Genomic DNA, 25,075 nt, shown 5'->3' on the forward strand with positions numbered 1-25,075 from the left:
TCGCTCACGACCGGGTGCGGACGACGCGGCCGCCCTCTTCGCACCGGCCGGGCCTGGACCCGGCGACCGCGGCGCCTGTTACGCCGTCGCCCCGCGCGCCGCCAGGATGCGGCGCCGCTTGCGCGGCTGAATGTTCGCCAAGGTGATGTCGCCGCCGTAGTGGGCCAGGACGCGGTCGTCCATCGTCCACCGCCACAGCGGCGGGATGGCGGCCAGCACGATCATGGCGGCGTAGCCCGCGGGCAGTTGCGGGGCCTGCTCGGAGGTGCGCAGGGTCTGGTAGCGGCGGCCCGGATTGGCGTGGTGGTCGCTGTGCCGCTGCAGGTGGAACAGGAAGATATTGGTGACCAGGTGGTCGCTGTTCCAGCTGTCGCGCGGCGAGCAGCGGGCGTACATGCCGTTCGCGCGGCGCGCCCGCAGCAATCCGTAGTGCTCGACGTAGTTGACCGTCTCCAGCAGGCCGATGCCGATCACGGCCTGCAACAGCAGCCACGGCAGCACCTGGTAGCCGAACGCCGCGATCAGCGCGCCGAACAGCACCAGCGTCATCGACCAGGCCTGCAGGATGTGGTTGTGCACGCTCCACCAGCCTTTGCCCTTGCGGGCCAGCCGCTCCCGTTCGAGCGCTAGCGCGGAGCGGAAACTGCCGGACACGCTGCGGGGCAGGAACTCCCACAGCGACTCCCCCAGCCGGGCGCTGGCCGGGTCCTCCGGCGTCGCCACGCGCACGTGGTGGCCGCGATTGTGCTCGACGAAGAAGTGCCCGTATCCGGACTGGGCGAGCGCGATTTTGGCCAGCCAGCGCTCCAGGTGCTCCACCCGGTGCCCGAGTTCGTGGGCGGCGTTGATGCCGATGCCGCTGACGAATCCGAGAGTCGCCGCCAGACCGAGCTTGTCGACCACGCTCAGTTCGTCACCGGCCCACATGTAGCTCGCGATCATCAAGCCGATCAGCTGGACCGGGAGCATCAAGTAGGTGCACCACCGGTAGTACCGGTCGTTGGAGAGCAGCTCGTAGTCCTCGTCCTTCGGATTGCTGCCGTCCACGCCGATCGACCAGTCCAGCACCGGGATGACGATCAGCACGATGATCGGGCCGATCCACCAGAACACCTCGAGACCGGTGTGCAGCACCAGTTGTGACGGCAGCAAAGCCGACGATGGCGCGAGCAAGCCGAGAACCCACAGATGGCGTTTGGGATCGGCCGATCCCGCCCGTTTGCCAACCGTTTGCACTTTTGCTCCGCTCAGAGAAGACCCGAACACCGTCGCCTGAGAATACTTCTTGACTTGTGGTCCGTTACAACGATGCCGTCGGTTGAGACGTGATCGCTATTACAAGCCGTGCAGTCGGTTTTTAATGTGCTGCATATGCGCCAGGTCGAAAGCCGGTTGCCCGCGCGGCTCAGCTCCGGACCCGCGCGGCGAGGATCGCTTCGACGTAAGGACTCAGCAGCGCACTCATTTCCGCGGGCGCGTCGCGGCCCGGATCGGGCGGAGTGGGGATGTAGCTCAGGGCGATGCGCACCAACGCGTGCGCGATGACGTCCGATTCGGCCGCCGTCGACGCCACCCAGCTGTGCTGGAAGGCGCGCGACAGCCGTTCGGTCGCGTGCTCGAGCAAAGGTCCCGCGTCGAGCGTGATCAGGCGCAGCAGATCCAGCTTCACCTCGCCCGCGACCAGCGACTGCACCAGCGGGTCGGACGCCGCGTCGAAGAAGAAGTTGGCCATCCCGTCGCGGAACGCGGCGCGGACGTCGCCGACGTTGCCGTTGATCGCGGCGTCGACGTGATCGACCAGGAAGTCCGCCAGGCGCAGTGCGTAGGCCTGCGTGAGGCCGCTGCGCGAGCCGAATTCGTTGTACAGCGTCTGCCTGCTCACGCCCGCCCTGGCCGCGACGTCACCGAGCGTGATCTTGGACCAATCCCGCTCGGTGAGCAGTTCGCGCATCGCGTCCAGGACCGACGTCCGCAGCAGGTCCCGCGCGGCCTCCTGGTAGGGAATCCTGGTTCCGTTGCGCGGCATACCCGCGACCCTGTCACGGGCCCCTGCCGCAGTCAAAATCTCACGACCGTTCGATTTCGACCATGTAGAAATCCGCCTTCGCGGCGCCGCAGTCCGGACAGGTCCAGTCGTCGGGGATGTCGTCCCAGCGGGTCCCCGGCGCGATGCCGTCCTCCGGCCAGCCCTCGGCTTCGTCGTATTCGAAACCGCACTGGATGCACTGGTAGAGCTTGTACTCGGTCATTTCGTGTCCTATGTCCCTATCGGCTCGAAGTCGATCTTCTCCCGGACCCCGCAGTCCGGGCAGCACCAGTCGTCGGGCACCGTCTCCCACCGGGTGCCCGCCGGAAAACCCTCGTGCGGAGCACCTTTCGCCTCGTCGAAAACGTAGTCGCAGATGGGGCAGCGATACGCGCTCACGCTGTCTCCTCTGCGGCATGAGCGGAGCCGTAGCGCGCCAGCACCTTCTCCCGCTTGCCCGGATCGATATTGGCGCGGGTGATGTCGCCGTCGTAGTGCGCGAGCACCCGCTTGTCCATGACGCGGCGCCACAGCGGCGGGAAGTAGGCGAGCAGGATCATGCTCGCGTATCCGCTCGGCAGGTTCGGCGCGCCGTCCCAGCTGCGCAGCGTCTGGTAACGCCGGGTGGGGTAAGCGTGGTGATCGCTGTGCCGCTGCAGGTGGTACAGGAAGATGTTGGTGACGATGTGGTCGCTGTTCCAGCTGTGCACGGGGGCGGGACGTTCGTACCGACCGCTCGCCGTCCGCTGGCGCACCAGTCCGTAGTGCTCCAGGTAGTTGACCGCCTCCAGCAGGCTGAAGCCCACCACCGCCTGCAGGATCAGGTACGGCAGCAGCTCGATGCCGAACACCGCGATCAGGGCCGCGAACAGCACCACCGACATCAGCCACGCGCTGAGCACTTCGTTGCGCAGGCTCCACGGCTTCTCGCCCAGCCGTTCCAGCCGTACCTTCTCCAGACGCCAGGACGACTTCAGGCTGCCCCACACGGTGCGCGGCCAGAACGCCCAGAACGTCTCGCCGACCCGAGAGCTCGCCGGATCCTCGGGCGTGGCGACGCGTACGTGGTGGCCGCGGTTGTGCTCGATGTAGAAGTGCCCGTAGCAGGACTGTGCCAAGGCGATCCGGGACAGCCAGCGCTCCAGGTCCACCTTCTTGTGGCCGAGTTCGTGCGCGGTGTTGATGCCGATACCGCCGATCATGCCGACCGTGATCGCCAGCCCGATCTTGTCCACCACGTGCAGGCCGCCGTCGATGCCGAGCCAGCTCACCTCGTCGGCGGTGATCAGGTAGGCCGCCATCAGCAGCGTGGCGTACTGGAACGGTAGGTACAGGTAGGTGAGGTAGCGGTAGTACTTGTCGTTCTCCAAGTACTCCATCACCTCGTCGGGCGGGTTGTCGCCGTCCGGACCGAAGAAGACGTCCGCGATCGGGATCAGCACGTAGACCAGGATGGGCCCGAGCCAGAACGGCACCTGCGCGAGGCGATGCCAGCCCAGCTCGTTCAGCCCCCAGATCAGCGGCAGGCCGATGAGGAACAGGCCGGCCGGGGCGAACAAACCCCACAGCCACATGTAGCGCTTGCGATCCCGCCAGGCCGGTACCTCGACCGGCTGGGCGGACGTGTCGGCGTGCGTCGACATCGTTGTCTCCATTCCCGAAGGGCACGCCACATGTGACGTGCATTACCTCACCTATGGACGATATAGGTACATTTGTCGCATGTCTAGACAAATGAGGCAATTTGTAAACATAGGCGCGATGGACGACGTGAGCCCCGGCCGGATGGGTATCCGACCGGGGCTCGCGGGTGGGAATGCGGCTAGTTCACCGCAGCAGGACGTCGGCGTCGGTGGGTAGCGCGTCCACCGGCCACCAGCGCAGGTCGGTGGATTCGTGGCTGCGCACCGGGATCGCGCCGGCGGGGGCCGTGATGCGGAACAGGAGGTCCAGGTGTCTGGTGGGCACGCCGAGCGAGCAGGTGATGGGATGCGCCTGCGCCCCGTACAACCCCGGCTCCAGCGACAGGTCCGCGATGCCGGACTCCTCGGTGGCTTCGCGCAGCGCGGCGCCCGCGACCGTCTCGTCCCGTTCCTCGCAGTGCCCGCCGAGCTGAATCCAGCGTCCCACCCGCGGATGCAGGGTGAGCAACACCGCACGGCCGTCGTGGGAGAAGACGACCGCGGAGGCGGTGATATGACCCGGAGCGTGCTCGCGCAGACAACCCCGCGGAGCGGAACCGAGGAAGGCCAGCATCGCCTCCCGCAGTGATCGCTCCGAACCGGTCGCCGGACACCAGGTCTCCAGCAGTTCGGTGGCCGAAGCGTGCAACGACGACGCGCTCACCGGCGCTTCTCTCGTGCGCCGGAGCCGAGGCGCTTCACAGCTCGACCAGCCCGGAGCCCGCGCCCGTCGGCTGCCGCGGGGTCAGGTCCTCGAGCGGATGACCGACGGCGATGGCGCCCAGCGGGCTCCAGTCCTCGGCCAGGCCCAGCACCGCACGCGTGACCTCCGGCGCGAAGATCGTCGACCCGATCCAGCAACTGCCGATCCCCTCGGTCGCCAACGCGACCAGCAGGCCCTGCACCGCGGCGCCCACCGCGACGGTGAACATGGTGCGCTCGTCGGCCCGCCTGCGCTCGTCCGGATAGTCGTGCGCGCCGTCCGGCACGCAGAACGGAATGATCACCTCGGGCGCGTCGAACAGGATGCGCCCGCGCGCGACCCTGCGCTCGACCCGTTCCGGCGGCAGGCCGTCCGCGGTCAGATCCGCTCGCCACTTCTCCGCCATCGCCTCGAGCAGCCGGGTGCGCAGTTCCGGCGTGCGCAGCCACACGAACCGCACGGGGCGCGTGTGGTGTGGAGCGGGCGCGGTCAGCGCGACCGACACCGCCGCGCGTACGCGCTCGGGATCGACGGGCGCGTCGGAGAACTGGCGGATCGAGCGACGCAACAGGATCGCCTCTTTGCGGCCGCGTTCGATCGCCTCCGCCGTGCCGAGCCAGAACAGGTCGTCGGTGCCGCCGCGGAGCAGATCGGCGGCGCCCGAGCCGTCGTCGACGATCGGCAACCCGCGCACCACGGCGACCGGGACGCCACCGAGTTTGCCTTTGACCAGGTCGGCGGCCGCGGCCAGTTCGTCCGCCACGGCCACCTGGGTGACGAACAGCTCGTTGCCCTGACCGTCGACCGCGCCCGCGTAGTCGTGCAGCACCCGCAGGCCCGCCGCACCGATGGCGGCGTCGGTCTGCCCGTTGCGCCAGGCACGGCCCATCGTGTCGGTGACCACCACCGCGACCGTCACAGCCAGCCGCTCGGCGAGCGCCGCGCGCAACGCCTTGGCGCTGGCGTCCGGGTCGACGGGCAGCAGCACGAGTTCGCCCTGTTCCACGTTGGAGCCGTCCACACCGGAGGCCGCCTGCACGATCCCCAGCTTGTTCTCCGTGATCAGCGTGCGGCCCTTGCGGGCGAGCACCCGCACCGCCTCCTGATCGACGAGCCCGCGCCGGACGGCGTCGCGCTCCTCGGGGTCCAGCGGCGCCTGCACGATGCGCCCCTCGACCTTGGCGACGATCTTGCTGGTCACCACCAGCACGTCACCGTCGGCCAGCCAGGGCGCGCAGCGGGCGATGTGCGCGGCGAGATCGTCGCCGGGGCGGAATTCGGGCAGCCCGGTGACGGGCAGGATGCGCAGCTCCCCGGCCGCGTGATCGGTAGGCGTGCTCACAGGGCGACTCCAGCGAGATCCAGGGCCTGACGCACCATTTCGGCGGTGGTGGGCGGGTCGGTCATCAACAAGGGCACGCTGCGCACCTCGACCCCGGGCACCTCGGCGGTGTCGGTGCTGTGGATCAGCCAGCCGTCCAGGATCCCGGTGGCCGAGCGGGCGCCGTAGTACCGGCCGATCGCCTCGGCCGTGGTCTCCACCCCGATCACCGACAGGCACTCGTCGGCCATGCCGCGCAACGGCTTGCCGTCGATCACGCCGGAAACGCCGATCACCTTGGCCGCGGTGGTGCGCAACGCGCCGCGGATTCCGGGCACCGCGAGGATGGCGCCGATGCTCACGACGGGGTTGGACGGAGCGAGCAGGACCACGTCCGCGGATTCTATGATATCGATCACATTTGGGGCCGGTTTGGCTTCATCGGCGCCAATTGTGGCGAATCCATGGGTGTCGATGTTCGCGCGGTAGCGAACCCACCACTCTTGAAAATGGATCGCGCGCCGTTCGCCAGGGTTGTCCGGATCGGACACCACGACATGCGTTTCGCAGCGATCGTCGGTTGCCGGGATGAGTTTCACGCCGGGCTGCCACCGGTTGCACAGCGCCTCGGTGACGGCGGAGAGCCGGTAGCCGGCGCGCAACATTTCGGTACGGATCAGATGCGTGGCGATATCGCGGTCGCCCAAACCGAACCAGTCCGGCTGCGCGTGATATTTCGCGAGCTCCTCCTTGGCGTGCCAGGTCTCGCCGACCCGGCCCCACCCGCGCTCGGTATCAATGCCTCCGCCCAGGGTATACATGCAGGTATCGAGGTCGGGGCAGATCCGGAGCCCGTGCATCCAGACGTCGTCGCCGACGTTCACGATCGCGGAGACGTCCGCCTCGGGCAGCAGCTCCCGGACGCCCTGAAGGAAACGCGCGCCACCGACGCCGCCGACCAGCACGGCGATGCGGGGTCCGTTCGCGGGCGGGACGTCCGCTTGTTGTCCAGTCACATCCGCACAGCCTATGCGCTGGCGTGGCGGCTCCCGTTCGCGGCAAATTTGCTGTTTATTTGCTAATGCACATCACAAGATCGTCTCGGAATGCGGCTGCGGATAGTAACGGAATAGCGACGGCGGCTTGACCATCGACGCGTCCGGCGTGTCTAATCACAGTCATGTCATTCCGGGTTCGCGCGAGAGCTCAACGCGCGAACCGCTTTTCGAACAGATGTTCGCATCGGTATGACAAGCTCGGGGACGTCCGCGGGACAACGTCGCGGGGTATGGCCGTCGGTGCGAGTGTTGGTCCGACGGAAAGAATCATTCTGCGCTAACACACAGTGAGGAGGCGGAGCGTGGCCAACGAGATGGTCTCGCCGACCGATTCCACAGCAGGCGCAGCACGTGGCGTCTGCGCAGATAACGGCGGCTGGAACGACCAAGAGGGGGGTAACGGAGTCACGGCGCCCCGGCTCAGCCTGGTCGTGACCGGTTTCGACGAGATGTTCGAATCCATCGAAGAGCAGTGGCAGGAGCGCGCCCTGTGCGCGCAGACCGATCCAGAGGCGTTCTTCCCCGAGAAGGGCGGCTCGACCCGCGAGGCCAAACGGATTTGCATGGGCTGCGAGGTACGCGACGAGTGCCTGGAATACGCGCTCGCGCACGATGAGCGCTTCGGTATCTGGGGCGGCCTCTCCGAGCGGGAGCGCCGCCGCCTCAAGCGCGGCATCGGCTGACAGACGTATGCGAAGCCCGGAGCCGCCCGTCCACGGGGCGCTCCGGGCTCGCGCGACACGACCGCAGGGGCTCGCCGACCGCCTCGGTGCGGACGACACGAGCCCGCTGGCCTAGATTTTGTCTCATGGCACGTTCCCGTAAGCGCCGACCGCCGACCGCCCGGTCGGTGATCCGCCGCGGCCGCGGAGTGCGCGGACCGATGCTGCCACCCACGGTTCCCGCCTGGCGGACCCGCGGTCAGAAGTTCGACCGGCTGGTGCTGGAGGCGTTCGCCCCGTTGGACTCCCGCTGGCACGACCGGCTCACCAAGCTCGACATCGCGGTCGACGACGTTCCGAAAATCCGTCCGCTGCATCCCGATTCGGTCACCTGGCCGGACGAGGTGGTCGCCGACGGCCCGGTGCCCCTCTCGCGGCTCATCCCGGCAGGCGTCGACCGGCACGGCGCGGCGACCCGGGCACGGGTGGTGCTGTTCCGCAAACCGCTCGAGTTGCGCGCCAGCGACCCCGACGACCTGGTGGATCTGCTGCGGGAAGTGCTGGTCCAGCAGGTCGCGACCTACCTCGGCGTCGACCCGGACGTGATCGATCCGGAAGCCGAGTGAGTCCTACCCGTCCACGTGGCGGCGGCCCTCGAATGCCGTTGCGGGGCAGGCGCGGGCGCACACGCGTGTAGGCCGGTCGACCGCCGGGTACTCCGGCACTCTCATCCGCGATACCCCACTCGCGTCGCGCAGCGGGACATCGCTGTGCGCGCGTCCGGAGGACGTCGTGCAGATCACCGCAAGCCGCGTCGCGGCCTGTGGAGCGCCGTGCTGCCCTCGTTCCGTCGGGCGCGGACCGAGATTCTTCAAGCGTGTCTGTCCCCATCGATGCGCCAGGGGGGTTACTCTCATCGGCGTGATTCCCATGCGTCGTTGCTGCCGACCAGGCTGCAAGAATCCGGCCGTCGCGACGCTCACCTATGTGTACTCGGACTCGACGGCAGTGGTCGGACCACTCGCGACGGTCGCCGAACCGCACTCCTGGGATCTCTGCGAAACGCACGGCTCACGCATCACCGCTCCGAAGGGCTGGGAACTGGTTCGCCACGAAGGCGGATTCTCCTCCAGCACACCGGATGACGACGATCTGACCGCGCTCGCCGAGGCGGTGCGCGAGGCGGGGCTACGCCGCCGCCCGCCGGAGCGCGAGCAGCGCGGCTATCGCGACTACGCTCCCCCGCCGCCGCGGACCGCACGCACGGGTCGCCGCGGCCATCTGCGCGTCCTTCCGGACCCGCCGTCCTGATCGGACGAGGACGATGTCGGACCGGTCCGGCGCAACCACTAGGGTGTTGGGCATGACAGTCGCCCGCTCTGCCGAATTCGTGAACGCGGTGATCAAGGCCTACGACGTTCGCGGCGTGGTCGGTGATCAGATCGACGCGGATTTCGTCAGGGACGTCGGCGCGTCCTTCGCGCGGCTGATGCGCGCCGAGGGCGCGCACCGGCTCGTCATCGGGCACGACATGCGCGACTCCTCCCCCGGCCTGTCGGCCGCCTTCGCCGACGGCGCGCTCGGCCAGGGCCTCGACGTCGTGCACATCGGCTTGGCGTCGACCGACCAGCTGTACTTCGCTTCCGGCCGGCTGGACTGCCCTGGCGCCATGTTCACCGCCAGCCACAACCCCGCCCGGTACAACGGCATCAAGCTGTGCCGCGCCAAAGCGCTCCCGGTCGGACAGGACACCGGTCTGGCCACGATCAAGAGCGAACTGATCGACGGCGTACCCGAGTACGCGGGCGAGCGCGGCACCGCGACCGAACTGGACCTGCTGGCCGAGTACGCGGAATTCCTGCGCGGCCTCGTGGAACTCGGCGGCATCCGCCCACTCACCATCGCGGTGGACGCGGGCAACGGCATGGGCGGCCACACGGTACCCGCGGTGCTCGGCGCGCTGCCCCAGGTGCGGATCGTGCCCCTGTACTTCGAGCTGGACGGCAGCTTCCCGAACCACGAGGCCAACCCGCTCGACCCGGCGAACCTGGTGGACCTGCAGAAGCTGGTCCGCGAAACCGGCGCGGACATCGGCCTGGCCTTCGACGGCGACGCCGACCGCTGCTTCGTGGTCGACGAGAACGGCGACCCGGTGTCGCCGTCGGCGATCACCGCCCTGGTGGCCGAGCGCGAGCTGGCCAAGGAACCCGGCGCGGTGATCATCCACAACCTGATCACTTCCCGCGCGGTGCCGGAGCTGGTGCACGAACTGGGCGGAACGCCGGTGCGCACGCGGGTCGGCCACTCGTTCATCAAGCAGGAGATGGCCGCCACGGGAGCGGTGTTCGGCGGCGAGCACTCCGCGCACTACTACTTCCGCGACTTCTGGGGCGCCGACTCCGGGATGCTCGCGGCGCTGCACGTGCTGGCCGCGCTCGGCGAGAAGGATCGGCCGGTGTCGGAGCTGATGGCCTCCTACGCGACCTACGCGGCCTCGGGTGAGATCAACTCCACCGTGGCCGACGCCGAGGAGCGGACGATGGCCGTGGTGGATGCCTTCGCCGACCGGGCGCACTCGGTGGACCGGCTGGACGGGGTGACCGTGCAACTGGCCGACAACGCGTGGTTCAACCTGCGCGCGTCGAACACCGAGCCCTTGCTCCGGCTGAACGTCGAGGCCCGATCGGCGGAGGAAGTAGACGCACTCGTGACCGAGATCCTGAGCATCGTCCGCTCCTGACTGGAATAGTGGAATCACAGGCCTTGGATTCGCCCGACTCGGTCTCGCTGTCGCAGCCGGACCGGGAGGGCGCGGGGGCGGAAAAGACACAGCGCGATGAGGGGAGGTGGGACGCCCGATGATCGCTGGAACACCGGTGCTCGACCTCGACGATGCCGCTTCACTCGAGGCCGCCGACGCAGGCGGCGCCCTTCGCTCGGCCGCCTCCGGCGGCGCCCAGGTACGCGCTACCGCGGCGGCCGTGGGTGAGGACGCGCTGGCCCGGCTGGCCGATCTGCGGCCCCGGAGCGTGGTGCTGGTCTCCGGTTCCGGACGTGCCGCGCGTGCCGCAGGACTGCTTGTAGCCGCGCTCGGCGACCGTGCCGGCCTACCCGTGGTGCCCGCCACCGCGCTTCCGCCCTGGGTGGGGCCGCTGGACGTCGTCCTGGTCTCCGGCGACGACGCGGGCGATCCTCGCCTGATCGATGCCGTCGACCGGGCGCTGCGCCGCGGCGCCGAAGTGGTCGTCGCCGCGCCGCACGAGGGGCCGCTGCGCGCCGCCGCGGCCGGACGCGCCGCCGTGCTGGAACCACGGGTGCAGGTACTCGGGCACAACCGCCTGTTGCGCTTCCTGGCCGCCGGAATCGCGGTGCTGCGCGCGGTCGACCCGCAGCGTACCGGCCCCGCCGTCCCGGAGCTCGCCGAACTGGCCGACCTACTGGACGCCGAGGCGCTGCGCGACGGGCCGCACAACGAGGTGTTCCACAACCCGGCCAAGACGCTGGCCGCCCGCATGCAGCAGCACGGCATCGTGCTCGCGGGCGACTCCCCGGCGGCGGCCGAACTGGCCGAGCACGGCGCCGAGGTGCTGCTGCAGTCCGCGGGCAAGGTCGCCACCGCGGTGGATCTGGCCGAGGCCGTGGCGGCGCGGACCCGGATGGCCGAGGCGGCAGGCGAATCCGCGCCCGGCTTCGATCCGGTGTTCCACGACGAGGAGCTCGACGGCCCCGCCCCGGTGGAACGCATCCGGGTGTTCGTGCTCAGCGCCGATCGCGATCGCGCGGCCGCGCGCCGCCGCATCGCGGTGTTCGGCGGGGAGGGACCGAACCTGGTGGACGCCGATCTGGTGAACGCCGACGTCGACCTGCTGCACACCGAGATGACCGACCCCGCCGCCCCCGCGCAGGCCCGCACCGAGGAATCCGCGCCTGCGAACGGCACCGAACTCGAACAGCTCGCGGTGCTCGCGCTGCGACTGGAGATGGCCGCCGCCTACCTGCGCTTGATCGGCTCGCGCACCACAGCCGCCGACAGCCAGGGGCAGTACGGGGGAAGCTACTAGTGCACGAACTCGTTGGTGCGCTGCGCTCGTATGCCTGGGGCTCGCGCACCGCGCTCGCTCAGCTGTGCGGCAGGCCGGTGCCGTCCGCCCATCCGGAGGCCGAACTGTGGTTCGGCGCCCACCCCGCCGACCCGGCGCAGGTGCGCGTCGGCGACGGCACCACCTCGCTGCTGGATCTGATCGCCGGCGACCCGGACCGGGAGCTGGGCTTCGCCGCAGGCCGCTTCGGCGGGAAGCTGCCGTTCCTGCTCAAGGTCCTGGCCGCGGAGGAGCCGCTGTCGCTGCAGGCGCATCCGAGCACGGAGCAGGCGCGGGCCGGCTTCGATCGGGAGAATCTGGCGAAGGTGCCGCTGGATTCCCCGCTGCGCAACTACCGCGACGACAACCACAAGCCGGAGCTGGTCGTCGCGCTGGAGCGGTTCGAGGCGCTGGCCGGTTTCCGCGATCCGGACCGCACCGTCGCGTTGCTGCGCGCGCTGTCGGTGGACGGGTTGCGCTCCTACTGCGAACTTCTTGCCGCCCAGCCGGATTCCGCGGGTCTGCGCACACTGTTCACCACCTGGATCACCCTGCCGCAACATGTGCTGGCCACTTTGCTGCCCGACGTGCTCGACGGCTGTGTGCGGTACCTGTCCGGCAAGGGCGCCCGTGAGTTCACGGCCGAGGCGCGAACGACGCTCGAGCTGGCCGAGGCCTACCCCGGCGACGCGGGTGTGCTGGCGGCGCTGCTGCTGAACCGCGTGACGTTGGAGCCCGGGCAGGGCTTGTTCCTCGCGGCCGGGAACCTGCATGCCTACCTGCGCGGAGTGGGTGTGGAGATCATGGCCAACTCCGACAACGTTCTGCGCGGCGGCCTCACGCCCAAGCACGTCGACGTGCCGGAACTGTTGCGCGTGCTGGATTTCGAGCCGATCGGCCTGCCGGTGGTACTGCCCGAACCCGCAGGCGACGGCTCGGTGCGCTACCGCACGCCCGCCCCGGAGTTCGCGCTGCGCCGCTTCGACCTGGTCGCCGGTGCCGCGCGAGTGCCGCTGACCGCGGCGGGGCCGGGCATCGTGCTGTGCACGGCGGGGAAGGTACGGCTGTTCCAGGGCGGCTCCTCGCTGGAGCTCACCAGGGGCGGCGCGGCCTGGATCTCCGCCGCCGACACCGACATTCGCGCGCAGGCGGTGGACGGTGCGGTCCAGCTGTTCTGCGCCTGCGTCGGTGCGGCCGGCTGACCGATCCGAAACGTCCGGTGCCCGGTGCCCTAGTCTGTTCGCGGGTAGCTGGAAAACAGAGAGGACATGCTTCCATGTCGGCTGGCGGTGGCAAGAAGGCGATCATCGCGGCGTTGACCGCGAACGCGGGGATCGCCGTGGCGAAGTTCGTCGGTGCGGCGATCACGGGATCGGGGTCGATGCTCGCCGAGGCCGTGCACTCCGTGGCCGACACGGGTAACCAGGGATTGCTGCTGCTGGGACAGCAGCGCGCCGCGAAGGAAGCCGACGAGCTGCACCCGTTCGGCTACGCGCGCAATCGCTACTTCTACTCGTTCATCGTGGCGCTGGTGTTGTTCACTCTCGGCTCCGGTTACGCCATCTACGAGGGCATCCACAAGATCCAGCACCCGGAGGAGCTGACCTCGCCGATCGTGGCGGTCGTCATCCTGCTGATCGCGATCGCGCTGGAGACCTTCAGCTTCACCACGGCGGTGCGCGAGTCCGCGCCGCTCAAGGGCGGCGCGAGCTGGTGGCGGTTCATCCGCAATTCGCGCAGCCCGGAGCTGCCGGTGGTGCTGCTGGAGGACACCGGCGCGCTGATCGGTCTGGTCTTGGCGTTCGCGGGCGTCGGCCTGACCATGCTCACCCACGACCCGATCTGGGACGGCATCGGCACGCTGGCCATCGGCGGCCTGCTCGGCGTCATCGCGATCGTGCTGATCGTGGAGATGCAGAGCCTGTTGATCGGTGAGGGCGCCACGCCGGAGGAGAACCGGCAGATCCGCGCGAACCTGGTCGACGAGACGCGCATCGACCGGGTGATCCACCTCAAGACCCAGTACCTCGGCCCGGAGGAGCTGCTCGTGGCCGCGAAGGTCGGCGTGGTTCCCGGTCTCGACGTCGCGGCGATCGCCGACGCCATCGATGACGCCGAGTCCCGCGTCCGCGCGGCGGTGCCCGCGGCGCGCGTGATCTACCTCGAACCCGACCTCTACCGCACCGAACCCGCCAAAGGCTGAGACCTTCCAAGCGGGCACGGACCTGCGCTGTCAGCGATGATGCTGGAGAGCGGGAGCGCGTAGGAGGTCGAGGGGATCGCTGCGAACCCCGAAACGGTCGCGCAGGGCGTGACGCGCGGCGTGCAGCCCGCTCATGCCGTGCACCCCTGGCCCGGGCGGGGTCGCCGACGAACACAGGTAGACACCGGGGATCGGTGTGGCGTAGGGGTTCCAGCGCGGAGTGGGACGAAAGGCGAACTGCCGCAGGGTCATCGCCCCGGCGGAGATATCGCCGCCGATGTAGTTCGCGTTGTGCGAGGGCAGCTCCGCTGCGGTGATCACGTTCTTCGCGACGATCAGATCGCGGAAACCCGGCGCGAACCGCTCGACCTGAGCGATCACGTCCGCGCTGACATCGCGGGTGGAGCCGTTGGGCACGTGGGCGTAGGTGTAGAACGTGTGCCCGCCCGCGGGCGCGCGAGTCGGATCGACCACGCCCGGCTGGATGGACAGCACATAGGGCCGTTCGGCATGTCGCCCGATGGCCACGGCGTGCTCGGCGGCCATGGCCTCGGCGCGGGTGCCGATCACGTGCACCGTTCCGGCCAGCGCGCAGCCCTCGGCCTGCCACGGCACCGGCCCGGAGAGCGCGAAGTCGATCTTGCACGCCGCACCGCCGTACCGGAATCGCCGCAGCCGCTTCGCGTACCGCGCGGGCAACCGATGCTCGGCGATGCGCAGCAGTTCGGCGGGAGCCAGGTCGAGCAGGACCGCGCGAGCATCCGCGAACTCGTCGAGCGAGTCGACCCGGTGCCCGGTGTGCACCCGGCCGCCGAGACGTTCGAGTTCGGCGATGAGCGCGTCGGGAATGGCCTGACTGCCGCCGCGCGGAATCACCCAGCCCCCGACATGGGCCAGTGCGCCGAGCATCAGCGCCGCGCCCGCGGCCGTGATGGCCCGCGGCGGAATGATCGCGTGCGTCGCGATGCCGGTCAACAGGGCGGGCGCGACCTGTTCGCGAAACCTGATGTCCCACAGCGGCGAGCCCTGCTCCAAGGTGCGCAGGCCGAAACGCATCGCGGTCGCGAGCCCGGACGGGACGCGGCGCAGATCCGACATCGCGAGGTCGACCACGTCCGGCCAGTGCCGTACCAGCGGCGCGAACAGTTTGCGCCAGGCCGGGCCGTCGGCGCCCAGATCCTCGACCGTCCGTTCCAGGTCCCGCCAGGCGAGTCCGGCCACGCCGCCGTCGAGCGGATGCGCGTAGGAGACCTCCGGCGCGAGCAGGTCGACGCCGTGCGCGGTCAGGTCGAACGCGCGGAAGAACGGCGCGGCCGCCGCCATCGGATGCGCGCCCGCGCACACGTCGTGCCGGTAGCCGGGCAGCGTCAGTTCCGCGGTCCGGCACCCACCCCCAGCCGTCGCCTCTGCCTCGTACACCTCCACGGCGAGCCCCGCCCGGGCCAGGATCACCGCGGCGGCGAGCCCGTTCGGACCGGAACCGACCACCACCACATCAGCCATATCCCCACGCTACCGACCGATCTCCCCGACTGCGCCGACGGCCCTTTCGGTGATCCGGAACACTTCCGCAGAACTGCCGACGACTTTCGGAAGCCTGATCCGTCTGCACCATCGAACGCACGACGAGCAAGGAGATCCACCATGGCGACCAAGCCGCACGGCCCCGCGTCCTACTTCCCCTCGATCGAGGCCGAGTACGGTCGCGCCATCGAGGAGTGGAAGGCCGCCATGCGCGAGACCGGACTCACCTCGCACAAAGAACTCGTCGAATGGCTGAAGACCGAGCACGGCATGGGGCATGGCCACGCCACCGCCCTCACCCAGCACCACCTGCACCCCGAGAAGTGGGCGGCCTGAGCCCGGACGCCACGAAGGGCCCGCAGATCCTGCGAGCCCTTCGTCCTGCGCGCGCTATGCCTGGACCAGATCCTTGGTCTCGGCCTCCTGCGGCTGCGCGGGCGTGCCGTGGTCGTCGTCGACCATGGTCCGCTCGTCGAAAGGCACCTTGCGGTCGAGCACTTCGCGTACCCGATCCACGTCGACGGTCTTGGTCCAGGTGCCGATCAGCACCGTGGCGACCGCGTTGCCGGAGAAGTTGGTCAGCGCCCGCGCCTCGGACATGAAACGGTCGATGCCGACGATCAAGCCGACGCCGTCGAGCAGTTCGGGACGATGACTCTGCAATCCGCCCGCCAGCGTGGCCAGTCCCGCACCCGTGACACCGGCCGCACCTTTGGACGCGACGATCATGAACAGCAGCAGCCCGAGTTGCTCGCCGACCGACAGCGGCTTGCCCATCGCTTCGGCGATGAACAGCGACGCCATGGTCAGGTAGATGGCGGTGCCGTCCAGGTTGAACGAGTAGCCGGTCGGCACGACGACGCCCACGGTGGTGCGTTCCACGCCCATGTGATCCATCTTCGCGATCAGCCGGGGCAGCGCCGATTCCGACGACGAGGTCGCGACGATCAGCAGGTACTCCCGCGCGAGATAGCGGACGAGCTTGAAGATCGATACTCGCGAGACGCTCCACAGCAGCAGGCCGAGCACGCCGAAGACGAACACCACGCAGGTGAGATAGAACGCCAGCATCAGCGTGCCCAGCTTCACCACGGCATCCAGGCCGGTCTTGCCGACCACGTTCGCGATCGCCCCGAACGCGCCGATCGGCGCCAGCCACAGGATCATGACCAGGATCCGGAACACGAGCTTCTGCAGCAGCGCCACACCGCGCAGGATCGGCTCGCCCGCCGTGCCCATGGCTTGCACCGCGAAGCCGACCAGCAGCGCGACGAACAGCGCCTGCAGGACATTGCCCGTGGTGAGCGAGGACAGCAATGTGGAAGGGACGATGTTCTGGATGAACTCCCAGGTACCGCCCGCGCTGTGCGCGGTGTTGGCCAGGTCGTGACCGGCTTTGGCCGACTTGCCGATATTCAGTCCCGCGCCGGGTTGCAATAGATTGCCGACGACCAGGCCGATCCCGAGCGCGATGGTCGACATGACGAGGAAGTAGCCGATGGCCAGCCCGCCGACCCTGCCGACGGTGGCCGCCGCGCGCACCGAGCCGATCCCGAGCACGATGGTGCAGAAGATGACGGGAGCGATCATCATCTTGATGAGGTTGACGAAGATGGTCCCCAGCGGGGCGAACGACTGCGCGGCGCCGGGCGCCAGCCAGCCGACGAGCACGCCCGCCACCACCGCCACGATGACGGCCAGATACAGCCAATGAGTGCGGTCGCGCCGCGTGCGAGTCGAGTCGCTCATAGCGAGGATTTCCCTTCGAACGGTACCGACGCGAGGTGGCTCACGCCTTCCAGGCAGAATGATGGTCGGCCGGGTGATCCCGGTCACTGTTTGGTGCATTACGTTCAGCGGAGGCAGAGCTTGTGAGACGCGGTCGGCTCTCCCTCGCCGGGCAGGCGTTCGTCTTCCAGTTGGTCGTACTCGCGGTGATGATCGGGATCGGTGTGGTGCTCGCGGTCCTGGACGCCAGGCACGACAGCGACGTCACCACCACCAGGGAAGTCACCGACGTCGCGGTGAGCGTGGCCGACGCGCCCTCCACCGTCGACGCGGTGCGCAGCGCGGATCCGACGGCGCTGTTGCAGCCGGTGACCGAGGAGATCCGGCGCGAGACCGGCATGGACTTCATCGTGGTCATGGCGCCGGACCGGACCCGCTACACGCACACCAACCCCGCGATGATCGGGCTGCCGTTCAGCGGCACCATCGATCGCGCGCTGGCGGGCGAGACCTTCACCGAGACCTTCACCGGCACGTTGGGCCCGTCGATCCGGGCGGTCACGCCGGTGCACGACAACGGGCGGATCGTCGCCTTGGTCTCCGCGGGCGTGACCCGAGCCAAGATCGGCGACCAGGTCGCCACCCAGCTCCCGGTGATCCTGGGCGTCGCCGGCGCGGGCCTGGTGCTGGCCGCAGGCGGATCGTTCCTGCTCAGCCGCAGGCTGCGGCGGCAGACCCACGGCCTGGCGCCCGACGAGCTGCGCGTGATGTACGAGCACCACGACGCCGTGCTGCACTCGGTGCACGAGGGGTTGGTGGTGTTCGGGCCGTCCGGCGAGGACGCCGAGGTGGTCAACGACGAGGCGCGCCGCCTGCTCGATCTGCCGCCGGGCCAGGTGCGGCGCAGCGACCTTCCGCTGTCGCTGCAGCGGATGAGCTGGGGCACCGTGCGCGACGAAATGCACGTGACCACCGACCGGATCCTGCTGGTCAACCAGGACACCGTGGAATGGGAAGGCCGGGCGATCGGCACCGTGATGACCATCCGCGACCACACCGAACTGCAGGCGGTGATGGGTGAATTGGATTCCGTACGCAGCTTCGCGGAGTCGTTGCAGGCGCAGGCGCACGAGTCGGCCAATCGGTTGCACACCGTGGTCACCATGGTGGAGCTGGGCCGCCATCGGGAGGCCGTCGAGTTCGCCACCGCGGAACTCGAGCTGTCCCAGGCGCTGATCGATCGGCTGTTCGCCGCGGTGGGCGCGCCCGCCCTGGCCGCGTTGCTGCTCGGCAAGGTGAACCAGGCCGCCGAGCGCGGCATCGAGCTGACCATCACCGACGACACCGCGCTGGACTCGGTCGAGCCGCTGTCCCCCCACGAAACGGTCACGCTCGTCGGCAATCTCGTCGACAACGCGATCGATGCCGCGGCGGACAGCGCGTCCGGCTGGGTGGAGGTCACCCTGGCGCACCGGCGCGACGCCGCGGACGAGTCGATGCTCTACATCCGCGTCGCCGACAGCGGTCCCGGCATGTCCGCGGAGATGTTCGCGCGCGCGTCTCAGCGCGGGTATTCGACCAAGGCCGCCCATCACGGCCTCGGACTCGCACTCGTCCACCGGCTGGTGGCTCGCCACGGGGGCAGCATCCGCACCCAACGGGATCCCGAAAGCGCGGTGACCGTGACGATTCCACGAAAGGAAGCGCGATGATACGTGTGCTGATCGTCGAAGACGAGCCGCTGATCGCCGAGGCGCACCGCGCCTACGTGGAGCGCATCGCCGGATTCACCCCCGTCGGCGTCGCCCACACCGGACGCGAGGCGATGCGCGCGGCGGCCGATGCCGCGGCCGAGGGCACGCCGATCGATCTGGTGCTGATGGACATCGGCCTGCCCGACGCCACCGGTCTCGACGTCGCCGCCGCGCTGACCGGTCTGGCGCCGCGCCCGGACGTCATCGCCATCACCTCCGCACGGGACCTGGCCATGGTGCGCACCGCCGTGTCGCACGGCGTCGTGCTGTATTTGCTGAAGCCGTTCACCTTCGCCGCGTTCCGCGACAAGCTCGACCGTTACCGCGAGTTCCGCACCGCGCTTCCGGCCGGTGAGAGCGCCATCTCCCAGCACGACATCGACCGGGCGCTCAGCGCGCTGCGCACCCCCGACCAGCGCGCGGCGACACCCAAGGGGGTCGCGCCGCAGACCCTCGACGAGATCTCCCGCACCGTGCGCGCGGCCGAGAGCGAGGGGGTGACCGCCGCGGACACCGCGACCTCGGTCGGCGTCTCGCGCATCACCGCTTGGCGTTACCTGGAGAAACTGGCCGACGACGGGCTGGTCGTCCGGCGCTCGGACTACGGCAGGGCCGGGCGTCCGAAGACCCGCTATGTCTGGAAGACCTCCGGCTGATCAAACCGGCTCCGGCGCCTGCGCGGGTTGGCCGAGACGCACCGGCAGCCGCTCGTAGCCGTGCAGGGTGAACAGTGCGCGCCGCTTCGGCGAACCGTCCGGACGCAACCCGGGAAACCGCTCGAAGAGGGCTCGCAACGCGTAGACGCCTTCCATCCTGGCCAGGCTGGCCCCCAGGCAGACGTGCACGCCGCTGCTGAACGAGAGATGCTCCTTGGCGTTGTCGCGCCCGACGTCGAATCGCCCGGGATCGGCGAAGACCTCCGGGTCACGGTTGGCTCCGGCCAGCGACAGCACCACCGTGTTGCCCTCGCGCACCGTGATCCCATCGATCTCCACGTCGGTCAGCGCGGTCCGCGCGGTGGTCTGCACCGGTGAGTCGAAGCGCAGGATCTCCTCGACGGCGCCCGGCCACAGCTCCGGTTCCGCGCGCAGGCGCTCCAGCTGATCCGGGTGTGCCAGCAGCTGCGCGACACCGTTGCCGATCAGGTTGACCGTCGTCTCGAAGCCCGCTCCCATGAGCAGGCTCGCGGTGGCCTTGAGCGCGTAGGAGTCCAGCTCCCCCGCGGTGACCAGTGCGGAGAGGATGTCCTCGCCCGGCTCGCGGCGCAATCGTTCGATGTGCCGGTCGAGGTAGTCGTCCATCACCTCCATGGCGCGCAGCGCCTCGCGGTACGCGCGCCACGGGATGCCGACGTCCAGCAAGGGCGTCATCTGATCGCCCCAGCGCAGGAACCGCGCTTTGTCCTCGTCGGGGAACCCGAGCATCTCCGAGATGATCGCGATCGGCACCTGGGCGGCGAACGACCGGATCAGGTCCGCCGAACCGTGCGCGGGCAGCGCGTCCAGCAGCTCCCCGGTGACCGTCTCGACACGGTCGCTCAGCCTGCGGATCGCACGCGGGGTGAACGCCGAGGCGACCGGCTTGCGCATGGCCGTGTGCTGCGGCGGATCGATCACCAGCATCGAGGGCGGCTCGACCGGATTCGGCGGCAACGGGAAGCGCTCGGCCAGCTTCTGCAGCGGCTTGGGGATGTTGAAACTCTCCGTGGTGCGCACGCCGAAACGACTGTCGCGCAGGATGGCACGGCACAGCTCGTGGTCGAAGGTCGCCCACGCGATGGAGGTACGCAGCAGCCTTCCCCGCCCACGCAACTGCTCGATGATCGGATACGGATCGTCGAAGCCCGCGGGTCCGCCCATCAATTCGGCGAACGGGTCACCACGGCGCGCCTGCAGGCGCAGGACGAGGCGAGGCGCGCCCTGTACGGACACCCAGCGGAACCAGTAATGCGGCTGCATACTCCAACCCCTCGTCGTGCGGTGTCTCCACCGTACGGAACGCTGCCGAGTTGTGGAACGTGCTCAGGTCGGATTCGGCGCTTATACCGTGGTAGGAGCCGCTACCGACGGTGGGGCGCGCTCATCCGCGCTGCGCGGTCACCCGCTCCGACGCGATGCGCCGCTCGCGCTGCGCCGGATCGGGGTTGATCACCTGCACCAGCGACGCGCCCGCGGACAGCACCGCGAGATACCCGTCGATCAGTTCGGCCGGCGTGTCCCACGGCGTGCTGGACAGCACCCGGTCACCTTCGGCGAAGCCCTGCCGCATGGCGGACTTCCGCGCCTCGGCGAGCACCTCGGCGACCGGCATGCCGTCCAGCGCGACCCCGGCGCCGCGAGGCAGGAACTGGTCGCCGTGCACACGCACGGAGGTGGCGAAGTCGGTGACGCCTACCGGCACATCGCGCACCGGGGACCCCATGGCGTCCAGCGACAGCGCCGCGACCTCGCCGACGCCGTCGGCGTCGTCCAGCCGATCCGGGGTGACCAGGGCCAGATCGGCGTCCTCGTCCGGGCGCAGCACCACCTCGGTGCCCGCCCACCAGCAACCGAGCAGCACGGCGGCGGTCTGCCAATGCGCGGGAAGCAGGACGGCCACCCGGGCGCCCGGACTCAGGCCGAATTCGTCGCGAATCAGGTTGGCGGTTTTGGCCGCCCAGTTCGCCAGGGTCGCGCCGGACAGTTCGATGCGGGCGCCGGTGGCGTCGTCGTAGTAGGTGACGCGCGGCCCCGCCGGATCACGGGCGAGGATCGGATCGAGTACCGCTTCGGTGAGGGTGTGTGCCTGGTCGATGTCACGCATGGTTCAGTTCACGCATTTCGGTCCGTTCTGGCCTGCGTCGATCGGTGGAGCGGGCGGGACTGGTGTGGCCGCCGCCGACGATCCGGACAGGTCGAACATCCGGCTCGCCGACGAGCCCGGACCAGAATAGTCGCTCGCCAGTACGACGCTCACCGAATCCGGGGACAGCGCCGGATCCGCGAGCACCGGCAGCCCGCCCAGCGTCTTGGCCACCGCCTGCGCCTTCGGGCTCGCCGTATCCGCGGCGAGCACCCGGCTGCTCGCGACGCGGCCGCCGCTGTAGTTGGACACCGTGCCTTGCCGGAAACCTTTCGCGCTCAATGTCTGCGCCACCTCGGCCGCGAGCCCGCCGACGCCGCTCGCGTTGTAGACGCTCACGGTCACCTTCGCGGGATCGAAGCCCGGCTCGGCGTTGCGCGGGGCCGGGCCGTCGCCGACCAGCGAAGCGACGTAGGACTTGACCGCCTTCGGCTCGACCTTGACGACGGATTCGCCGTTGCCGGTCTCCCCGTTGAGGTCGGCGACCGGGATGGTCTCGAATTTCACCTGGCCACCGGACAGATCCTTGAGCCGCTGCAGGAACGCCAGCACGTCCCAGTCCTCGTCCAGCACGATCGTGCGCCCCACCGCGTCGCTGAGTTGCTGGAGCTTGACCGGATTGGCCAGTGTCTTCGCGCTGAGCACCTGCTGCACCAACTGTGCCATGAACACCTGCTGGCGCACGATGCGGTCGATGTCGCCGCGCGGCAGGTCATGGCGCTGGCGCACGAAACTCAGTGCCCGCGGCCCGTCCAGGCGCTGACGTCCCGCCGGGAACCGCGCGCCGGACATCCATTCGTCGACCGGGTTCTTCAGACACACCTCCACCCCGCCGACGGCGTCGGTGAGCAGCGCGAAGCCGAGCAGACTCACCTCCGCGTAGTGGTCGACGGTGATGCCGGTGAGGCCGGCCACCGTCTTGATGAGCGCCTGCCTGCCCGCCTGGGTGGACTGCCGCTCCGCGTCGTCCTGTGCGACGCCCTGCTCGGTGAGCTTCTGCAACTGCGTCGCCTTGGTCGCGCCGTAGGCGGAGTTGATCTTGCCCATGCCCGAGCCCGCGATGTTGACGTAGGAGTCGCGCGGAATGGAGATCGCGGTCGCCGAGCGCCCATCGTTCGGTACGCGCAGCAGCACGATGGTGTCGGTGTTGGTGCCGACCTCGTCGCCCGCGTGCAGCATCGCGCGCTCGGCGTCCGACAGCGGGTTGCCGTGGGCGTCGGTGCGGCTGTCCACGCCGACCAGCAAGATGTCCACCGCGCCGTCGCGGCTGCCGCCGAGGCCCAGATCGCCGAGGCGCTCGATGTCGGCGACCAGCGCGTCGACGCTGTGCCAGGCGAAACCGGTGAGCGCCAGCACGATCACGGCGGCGGCCACGGCGAACGAGCGCAGCGGACCGAAGGAAGGGTCGCGGGTTCCGGTCCGCCGCGCCGCCGCCGGTGTGCCCCTCCGCTGCGACAAGTCTCATCCTCTCGCCCAAACTCGGTCTACTGGCGACGCGCGCGCAACCGATCCGCCACCATGGTTACCGCTCGCCCGCCCGATTTCGGGATCCCCCGATAGCTCAAGGCTATCGAACGGTTAACGCGAACGGCCGCAACCGGGGGACCGGCGGCGTGCCAGACTTGCGCCCGTGACCGACCCCACCGCCCCCGCATCCACCGGATCCGCCCGCCTCGTCGTCACCGGGGCGCACGGACAGGTGGGCCGGGAACTGCGGCGTCTCGCTCCGGCCGCCGACGGCTACGGGCGCGCCGACCTCGACATCACCGATCCCGTCGCCGTGCGCGCGATGCTCGCGCCCGGCGACGTGGTGCTCAACTGCGCCGCCTATACCGCCGTGGACCGGGCCGAGACCGAAGCCGAAGCCGCGTACGCGGGCAACGCCACCGGACCAGCCGTGCTCGCCGAGGTCTGCGCCGACCTCGGCGCCCGGCTGATCCATCTGTCCACCGATTACGTCTTCGCAGGTACCCAGGATCGGCCGTACGACACCGCCGATGTGACGGGACCGACGTCCGTGTACGGGGCGTCCAAGCTCGCGGGCGAAGAAGCGGTGCTCAGCAGCTGCCCGGACGCGCACGTGGTGCGCACGGCATGGGTATACAGCGGGCGCGGTGGCGATTTCGTCGCGACGATGCTGCGGCTGGAGCGGGAACGCGACACCGTCGACGTCGTCGACGACGAGGTCGGCTCGCCCACCTACGCCGCCGATCTGGCCGCCGCGCTGCTGGAACTGGCGGGCCGGCCGGACGCCCCGCGGGTGCTGCACGCCACCAATGCGGGGCGGGCCAGTCGATTCGAGCTCGCCCGCGCCGTATTCGCGGGCGTCGGCGCCGATCCCGAGCGGGTCCGCCCGTGCGACTCCTCCCGGTTTCCCAGACCCGCACGGCGACCGTCGTATTCGGTGTTGTCGCCGCGGGCCTGGAACGAGGCCGGACTGACGCCGCTGCGGGATTGGCGCACGGCGCTGGGCGATGCGCTGGCGCGGCGGTCCGGCTAGGCGATGCCCGCACGGGGTGCTCCCACCATGCGCGGGCCATCGACGGACGGCGTCCGGCCGGGCCCATTAGAGTTGGCTGTCGTGAGTGATTCCGATTCCGCCGCGCCCGCGGGCCTGGCCGTCGTCACGGTGACCTACTCGCCGGGTGAGCACCTCGAGCACTTCATCAGCACCCTGGCCGCGGCCACCGCGGAGAAACCGCAGGTGATCCTAGCCGACAACGGGTCGGTGGACGGTGTGCCGGAGCTGGTCGCCGAGGCCAATTCGCACGTGCGGCTGCTGCGCACCGGCGGCAACATCGGCTACGGCGGCGCGATCAACCGGGCGGTCGCGGAGATCGATCCGGACATCGAGTTCATCGTGATCGCCAACCCGGACATCCGCTGGGGCACAGATTCCATCGACAAACTGCTCGCCGCCGCCAAGCGCTGGCCGCGTGCGGGCGCGCTCGGGCCGCTGGTGCTCGAGCCGGACGGCAGCGTCTACCCGTCGGCCCGCCGGGTGCCCGGTCTGCTCGACGGCGCAGGCCACGCGATCCTGGGCACGGTATGGAAGTCCAACCCGTGGACCCGCCGCTACCGGCAGGAGAACGAGGAGATCTCCGAGCGCGCCGTCGGCTGGCTGTCGGGTTCGTGCCTGCTGGTGCGGCGCGCGGCGTTCGACTCGATCGACGGCTTCGATTCGCGCTACTTCATGTACATGGAGGACGTCGACTTCGGCGACCGGATGGGCAAGGCGGGCTGGCACAACGTGTTCGTGCCGGACGCCGAGGTGACCCACGCCAAGGGTCACGCGGCGGGCCGCCATCCCGAGGTCATGCTGCCCGCCCACCACGCCAGCGCCTACCGATTCCAGGCCGACCGGCATCCGCACTGGTGGCAGGCTCCGCTGCGGCTGGCATTGCGGGCCGGACTTGCGGTCCGCTCCCGGATTGCGGTTCGATCTGCCCTGCGCCAGCAGGCGCGCGACGCCGGGTAGCCGGCGGCGCAGGCGA

General features: G+C 69.6%; 25 protein-coding genes. 12 read left to right on the forward strand and 13 right to left on the reverse strand.

Annotated features, from left to right (window positions below; translation table 11 throughout):
• Window positions 1–78: 78 nt before the first annotated feature.
• The 8 genes from ACWEKR_RS28505 to cofD all read right to left on the reverse strand — a co-directional run bounded on the left by ACWEKR_RS28505 (window position 79) and on the right by cofD (window position 6,748).
• The gene (locus ACWEKR_RS28505; RefSeq protein WP_452357062.1) at window positions 79–1,236 is read right to left on the reverse strand and encodes an alkane 1-monooxygenase; all 1,158 of its coding nucleotides are present in this window, start codon (window positions 1,234–1,236) and stop codon (window positions 79–81) included.
• A 169-nt stretch (window positions 1,237–1,405) separates the two neighbouring features.
• Window positions 1,406–2,026, reverse strand: a complete 621-nt coding sequence (locus ACWEKR_RS28510) for a TetR family transcriptional regulator (RefSeq protein ID WP_452357063.1) — start codon at window positions 2,024–2,026, stop codon at window positions 1,406–1,408.
• 40 nt (window positions 2,027–2,066) lie between these two features.
• On the reverse strand, window positions 2,067–2,249 hold the full coding sequence (locus ACWEKR_RS28515; protein ID WP_043730863.1) for a rubredoxin: 183 nt from the start codon (window positions 2,247–2,249) through the stop codon (window positions 2,067–2,069).
• A gap of 8 nt (window positions 2,250–2,257) precedes the next feature.
• Window positions 2,258–2,425 (reverse strand): rubredoxin, encoded by a 168-nt coding sequence (locus ACWEKR_RS28520; RefSeq protein ID WP_452357064.1) that lies wholly within the window; start codon window positions 2,423–2,425, stop codon window positions 2,258–2,260.
• Window positions 2,422–3,669: an alkane 1-monooxygenase gene (locus tag ACWEKR_RS28525; RefSeq protein WP_452357065.1), complete on the reverse strand. Its 1,248-nt coding sequence runs from the start codon at window positions 3,667–3,669 to the stop codon at window positions 2,422–2,424. The genes ACWEKR_RS28520 and ACWEKR_RS28525 overlap by 4 nt, the downstream gene beginning before the upstream one ends.
• A gap of 184 nt (window positions 3,670–3,853) precedes the next feature.
• Window positions 3,854–4,372, reverse strand: coding sequence for an NUDIX hydrolase (locus ACWEKR_RS28530; RefSeq protein ID WP_452357066.1), 519 nt, complete (start codon window positions 4,370–4,372; stop codon window positions 3,854–3,856).
• Window positions 4,373–4,406: 34 nt separating this feature from the next.
• The gene (locus ACWEKR_RS28535; RefSeq protein ID WP_452357067.1) at window positions 4,407–5,753 is read right to left on the reverse strand and encodes a coenzyme F420-0:L-glutamate ligase; all 1,347 of its coding nucleotides are present in this window, start codon (window positions 5,751–5,753) and stop codon (window positions 4,407–4,409) included.
• Window positions 5,750–6,748, reverse strand: a complete 999-nt coding sequence (gene cofD / locus ACWEKR_RS28540; protein ID WP_452357068.1) for a 2-phospho-L-lactate transferase — start codon at window positions 6,746–6,748, stop codon at window positions 5,750–5,752. Before cofD ends, ACWEKR_RS28535 begins: the two co-directional genes overlap by 4 nt.
• 491 nt (window positions 6,749–7,239) lie before the next feature.
• Between cofD and ACWEKR_RS28545 the strand changes: the two genes are divergently transcribed.
• From ACWEKR_RS28545 to ACWEKR_RS28575, 7 genes are all read left to right on the forward strand, one after another.
• On the forward strand, window positions 7,240–7,473 hold the full coding sequence (locus ACWEKR_RS28545; protein ID WP_029901515.1) for a WhiB family transcriptional regulator: 234 nt from the start codon (window positions 7,240–7,242) through the stop codon (window positions 7,471–7,473).
• A gap of 125 nt (window positions 7,474–7,598) precedes the next feature.
• Complete coding sequence (locus tag ACWEKR_RS28550; protein WP_168434228.1) at window positions 7,599–8,078, forward strand: metallopeptidase family protein; 480 nt, start codon at window positions 7,599–7,601, stop codon at window positions 8,076–8,078.
• Window positions 8,079–8,382: 304 nt separating this feature from the next.
• On the forward strand, window positions 8,383–8,763 hold the full coding sequence (locus tag ACWEKR_RS28555; RefSeq protein WP_159847450.1) for a DUF3499 domain-containing protein: 381 nt from the start codon (window positions 8,383–8,385) through the stop codon (window positions 8,761–8,763).
• Window positions 8,764–8,815: 52 nt separating this feature from the next.
• Window positions 8,816–10,192, forward strand: a complete 1,377-nt coding sequence (locus ACWEKR_RS28560; protein ID WP_452357069.1) for a phosphomannomutase/phosphoglucomutase — start codon at window positions 8,816–8,818, stop codon at window positions 10,190–10,192.
• 118 nt (window positions 10,193–10,310) lie between these two features.
• A complete protein-coding gene (locus tag ACWEKR_RS28565) occupies window positions 10,311–11,513 on the forward strand; it encodes a tobH protein (RefSeq protein WP_452357070.1) in 1,203 nt (400 codons plus the stop codon).
• Window positions 11,513–12,733 carry a mannose-6-phosphate isomerase, class I gene (manA, locus tag ACWEKR_RS28570; protein WP_452357071.1) on the forward strand — a complete coding sequence of 407 codons (1,221 nt, stop codon included), beginning with the start codon at window positions 11,513–11,515 and terminating at the stop codon, window positions 12,731–12,733. The genes ACWEKR_RS28565 and manA overlap by 1 nt, the downstream gene beginning before the upstream one ends.
• Before the next feature lie 74 nt (window positions 12,734–12,807).
• Window positions 12,808–13,734, forward strand: a complete 927-nt coding sequence (locus tag ACWEKR_RS28575) for a cation diffusion facilitator family transporter (RefSeq protein ID WP_452357072.1) — start codon at window positions 12,808–12,810, stop codon at window positions 13,732–13,734.
• Window positions 13,735–13,764: 30 nt separating this feature from the next.
• On the opposite strand, the gene ACWEKR_RS28580 is transcribed toward ACWEKR_RS28575, so the two are convergent.
• Window positions 13,765–15,237: a phytoene desaturase family protein gene (locus tag ACWEKR_RS28580; RefSeq protein ID WP_452357073.1), complete on the reverse strand. Its 1,473-nt coding sequence runs from the start codon at window positions 15,235–15,237 to the stop codon at window positions 13,765–13,767.
• Window positions 15,238–15,378: 141 nt separating this feature from the next.
• On the opposite strand from ACWEKR_RS28580, the gene ACWEKR_RS28585 reads away from it, so the two are divergent.
• Complete coding sequence (locus ACWEKR_RS28585; protein ID WP_452357074.1) at window positions 15,379–15,594, forward strand: DUF4287 domain-containing protein; 216 nt, start codon at window positions 15,379–15,381, stop codon at window positions 15,592–15,594.
• Window positions 15,595–15,648: 54 nt separating this feature from the next.
• Here ACWEKR_RS28585 and ACWEKR_RS28590 read toward each other — a convergent pair whose 3' ends face one another.
• Window positions 15,649–17,007: a cation:dicarboxylate symporter family transporter gene (locus tag ACWEKR_RS28590; protein WP_452357075.1), complete on the reverse strand. Its 1,359-nt coding sequence runs from the start codon at window positions 17,005–17,007 to the stop codon at window positions 15,649–15,651.
• A gap of 188 nt (window positions 17,008–17,195) precedes the next feature.
• On the opposite strand from ACWEKR_RS28590, the gene ACWEKR_RS28595 reads away from it, so the two are divergent.
• Together ACWEKR_RS28595 and ACWEKR_RS28600 are read left to right on the forward strand one after the other, a co-directional pair.
• Entirely contained in the window at window positions 17,196–18,698 is a 1,503-nt protein-coding gene (locus ACWEKR_RS28595) for an ATP-binding protein (protein ID WP_452357128.1), read from the forward strand.
• Window positions 18,695–19,396 carry a response regulator gene (locus tag ACWEKR_RS28600; protein WP_452357076.1) on the forward strand — a complete coding sequence of 234 codons (702 nt, stop codon included), beginning with the start codon at window positions 18,695–18,697 and terminating at the stop codon, window positions 19,394–19,396. The genes ACWEKR_RS28595 and ACWEKR_RS28600 overlap by 4 nt, the downstream gene beginning before the upstream one ends.
• On the opposite strand, the gene ACWEKR_RS28605 is transcribed toward ACWEKR_RS28600, so the two are convergent.
• From ACWEKR_RS28605 to ACWEKR_RS28615, 3 genes are all read right to left on the reverse strand, one after another.
• On the reverse strand, window positions 19,397–20,698 hold the full coding sequence (locus ACWEKR_RS28605) for a cytochrome P450 (protein WP_452357077.1): 1,302 nt from the start codon (window positions 20,696–20,698) through the stop codon (window positions 19,397–19,399).
• A gap of 121 nt (window positions 20,699–20,819) precedes the next feature.
• Window positions 20,820–21,542, reverse strand: a complete 723-nt coding sequence (locus tag ACWEKR_RS28610; protein ID WP_195085803.1) for a TIGR03089 family protein — start codon at window positions 21,540–21,542, stop codon at window positions 20,820–20,822.
• Between the two features lie 3 nt (window positions 21,543–21,545).
• Complete coding sequence (locus tag ACWEKR_RS28615; protein WP_452357078.1) at window positions 21,546–23,039, reverse strand: LCP family protein; 1,494 nt, start codon at window positions 23,037–23,039, stop codon at window positions 21,546–21,548.
• 172 nt (window positions 23,040–23,211) lie between these two features.
• Between ACWEKR_RS28615 and rfbD the strand changes: the two genes are divergently transcribed.
• Together rfbD and ACWEKR_RS28625 are read left to right on the forward strand one after the other, a co-directional pair.
• On the forward strand, window positions 23,212–24,081 hold the full coding sequence (gene rfbD, locus ACWEKR_RS28620) for a dTDP-4-dehydrorhamnose reductase (protein WP_452357079.1): 870 nt from the start codon (window positions 23,212–23,214) through the stop codon (window positions 24,079–24,081).
• 81 nt (window positions 24,082–24,162) lie between these two features.
• Window positions 24,163–25,059, forward strand: coding sequence for a glycosyltransferase family 2 protein (locus tag ACWEKR_RS28625; RefSeq protein WP_452357080.1), 897 nt, complete (start codon window positions 24,163–24,165; stop codon window positions 25,057–25,059).
• Window positions 25,060–25,075 lie beyond the last annotated feature (16 nt).

The organism is Nocardia sp. NPDC004573, assembly GCF_053602135.1.

What these genes read in the sequence shown, in the direction of transcription:
- ACWEKR_RS28575 (WP_452357072.1), top strand. Translation starts at nt 12,808, where the DNA reads ATGTCGGCTGGCGGTGGCAAGAAGGCGATCATCGCGGCGTTGACCGCG.
- ACWEKR_RS28555 (WP_159847450.1), top strand. Translation starts at nt 8,383, where the DNA reads ATGCGTCGTTGCTGCCGACCAGGCTGCAAGAATCCGGCCGTCGCGACG.
- ACWEKR_RS28510 (WP_452357063.1), bottom strand. Translation starts at nt 2,026, where the DNA reads ATGCCGCGCAACGGAACCAGGATTCCCTACCAGGAGGCCGCGCGGGAC.
- ACWEKR_RS28600 (WP_452357076.1), top strand. Translation starts at nt 18,695, where the DNA reads ATGATACGTGTGCTGATCGTCGAAGACGAGCCGCTGATCGCCGAGGCG.
- ACWEKR_RS28550 (WP_168434228.1), top strand. Translation starts at nt 7,599, where the DNA reads ATGGCACGTTCCCGTAAGCGCCGACCGCCGACCGCCCGGTCGGTGATC.
- ACWEKR_RS28515 (WP_043730863.1), bottom strand. Translation starts at nt 2,249, where the DNA reads ATGACCGAGTACAAGCTCTACCAGTGCATCCAGTGCGGTTTCGAATAC.
- ACWEKR_RS28560 (WP_452357069.1), top strand. Translation starts at nt 8,816, where the DNA reads ATGACAGTCGCCCGCTCTGCCGAATTCGTGAACGCGGTGATCAAGGCC.
- ACWEKR_RS28580 (WP_452357073.1), bottom strand. Translation starts at nt 15,237, where the DNA reads ATGGCTGATGTGGTGGTGGTCGGTTCCGGTCCGAACGGGCTCGCCGCC.
- ACWEKR_RS28525 (WP_452357065.1), bottom strand. Translation starts at nt 3,669, where the DNA reads ATGTCGACGCACGCCGACACGTCCGCCCAGCCGGTCGAGGTACCGGCC.
- ACWEKR_RS28565 (WP_452357070.1), top strand. Translation starts at nt 10,311, where the DNA reads ATGATCGCTGGAACACCGGTGCTCGACCTCGACGATGCCGCTTCACTC.
- ACWEKR_RS28590 (WP_452357075.1), bottom strand. Translation starts at nt 17,007, where the DNA reads ATGAGCGACTCGACTCGCACGCGGCGCGACCGCACTCATTGGCTGTAT.
- ACWEKR_RS28585 (WP_452357074.1), top strand. Translation starts at nt 15,379, where the DNA reads ATGGCGACCAAGCCGCACGGCCCCGCGTCCTACTTCCCCTCGATCGAG.
- ACWEKR_RS28545 (WP_029901515.1), top strand. Translation starts at nt 7,240, where the DNA reads ATGTTCGAATCCATCGAAGAGCAGTGGCAGGAGCGCGCCCTGTGCGCG.
- ACWEKR_RS28610 (WP_195085803.1), bottom strand. Translation starts at nt 21,542, where the DNA reads ATGCGTGACATCGACCAGGCACACACCCTCACCGAAGCGGTACTCGAT.
- ACWEKR_RS28605 (WP_452357077.1), bottom strand. Translation starts at nt 20,698, where the DNA reads ATGCAGCCGCATTACTGGTTCCGCTGGGTGTCCGTACAGGGCGCGCCT.
- ACWEKR_RS28595 (WP_452357128.1), top strand. Translation starts at nt 17,196, where the DNA reads ATGATCGGGATCGGTGTGGTGCTCGCGGTCCTGGACGCCAGGCACGAC.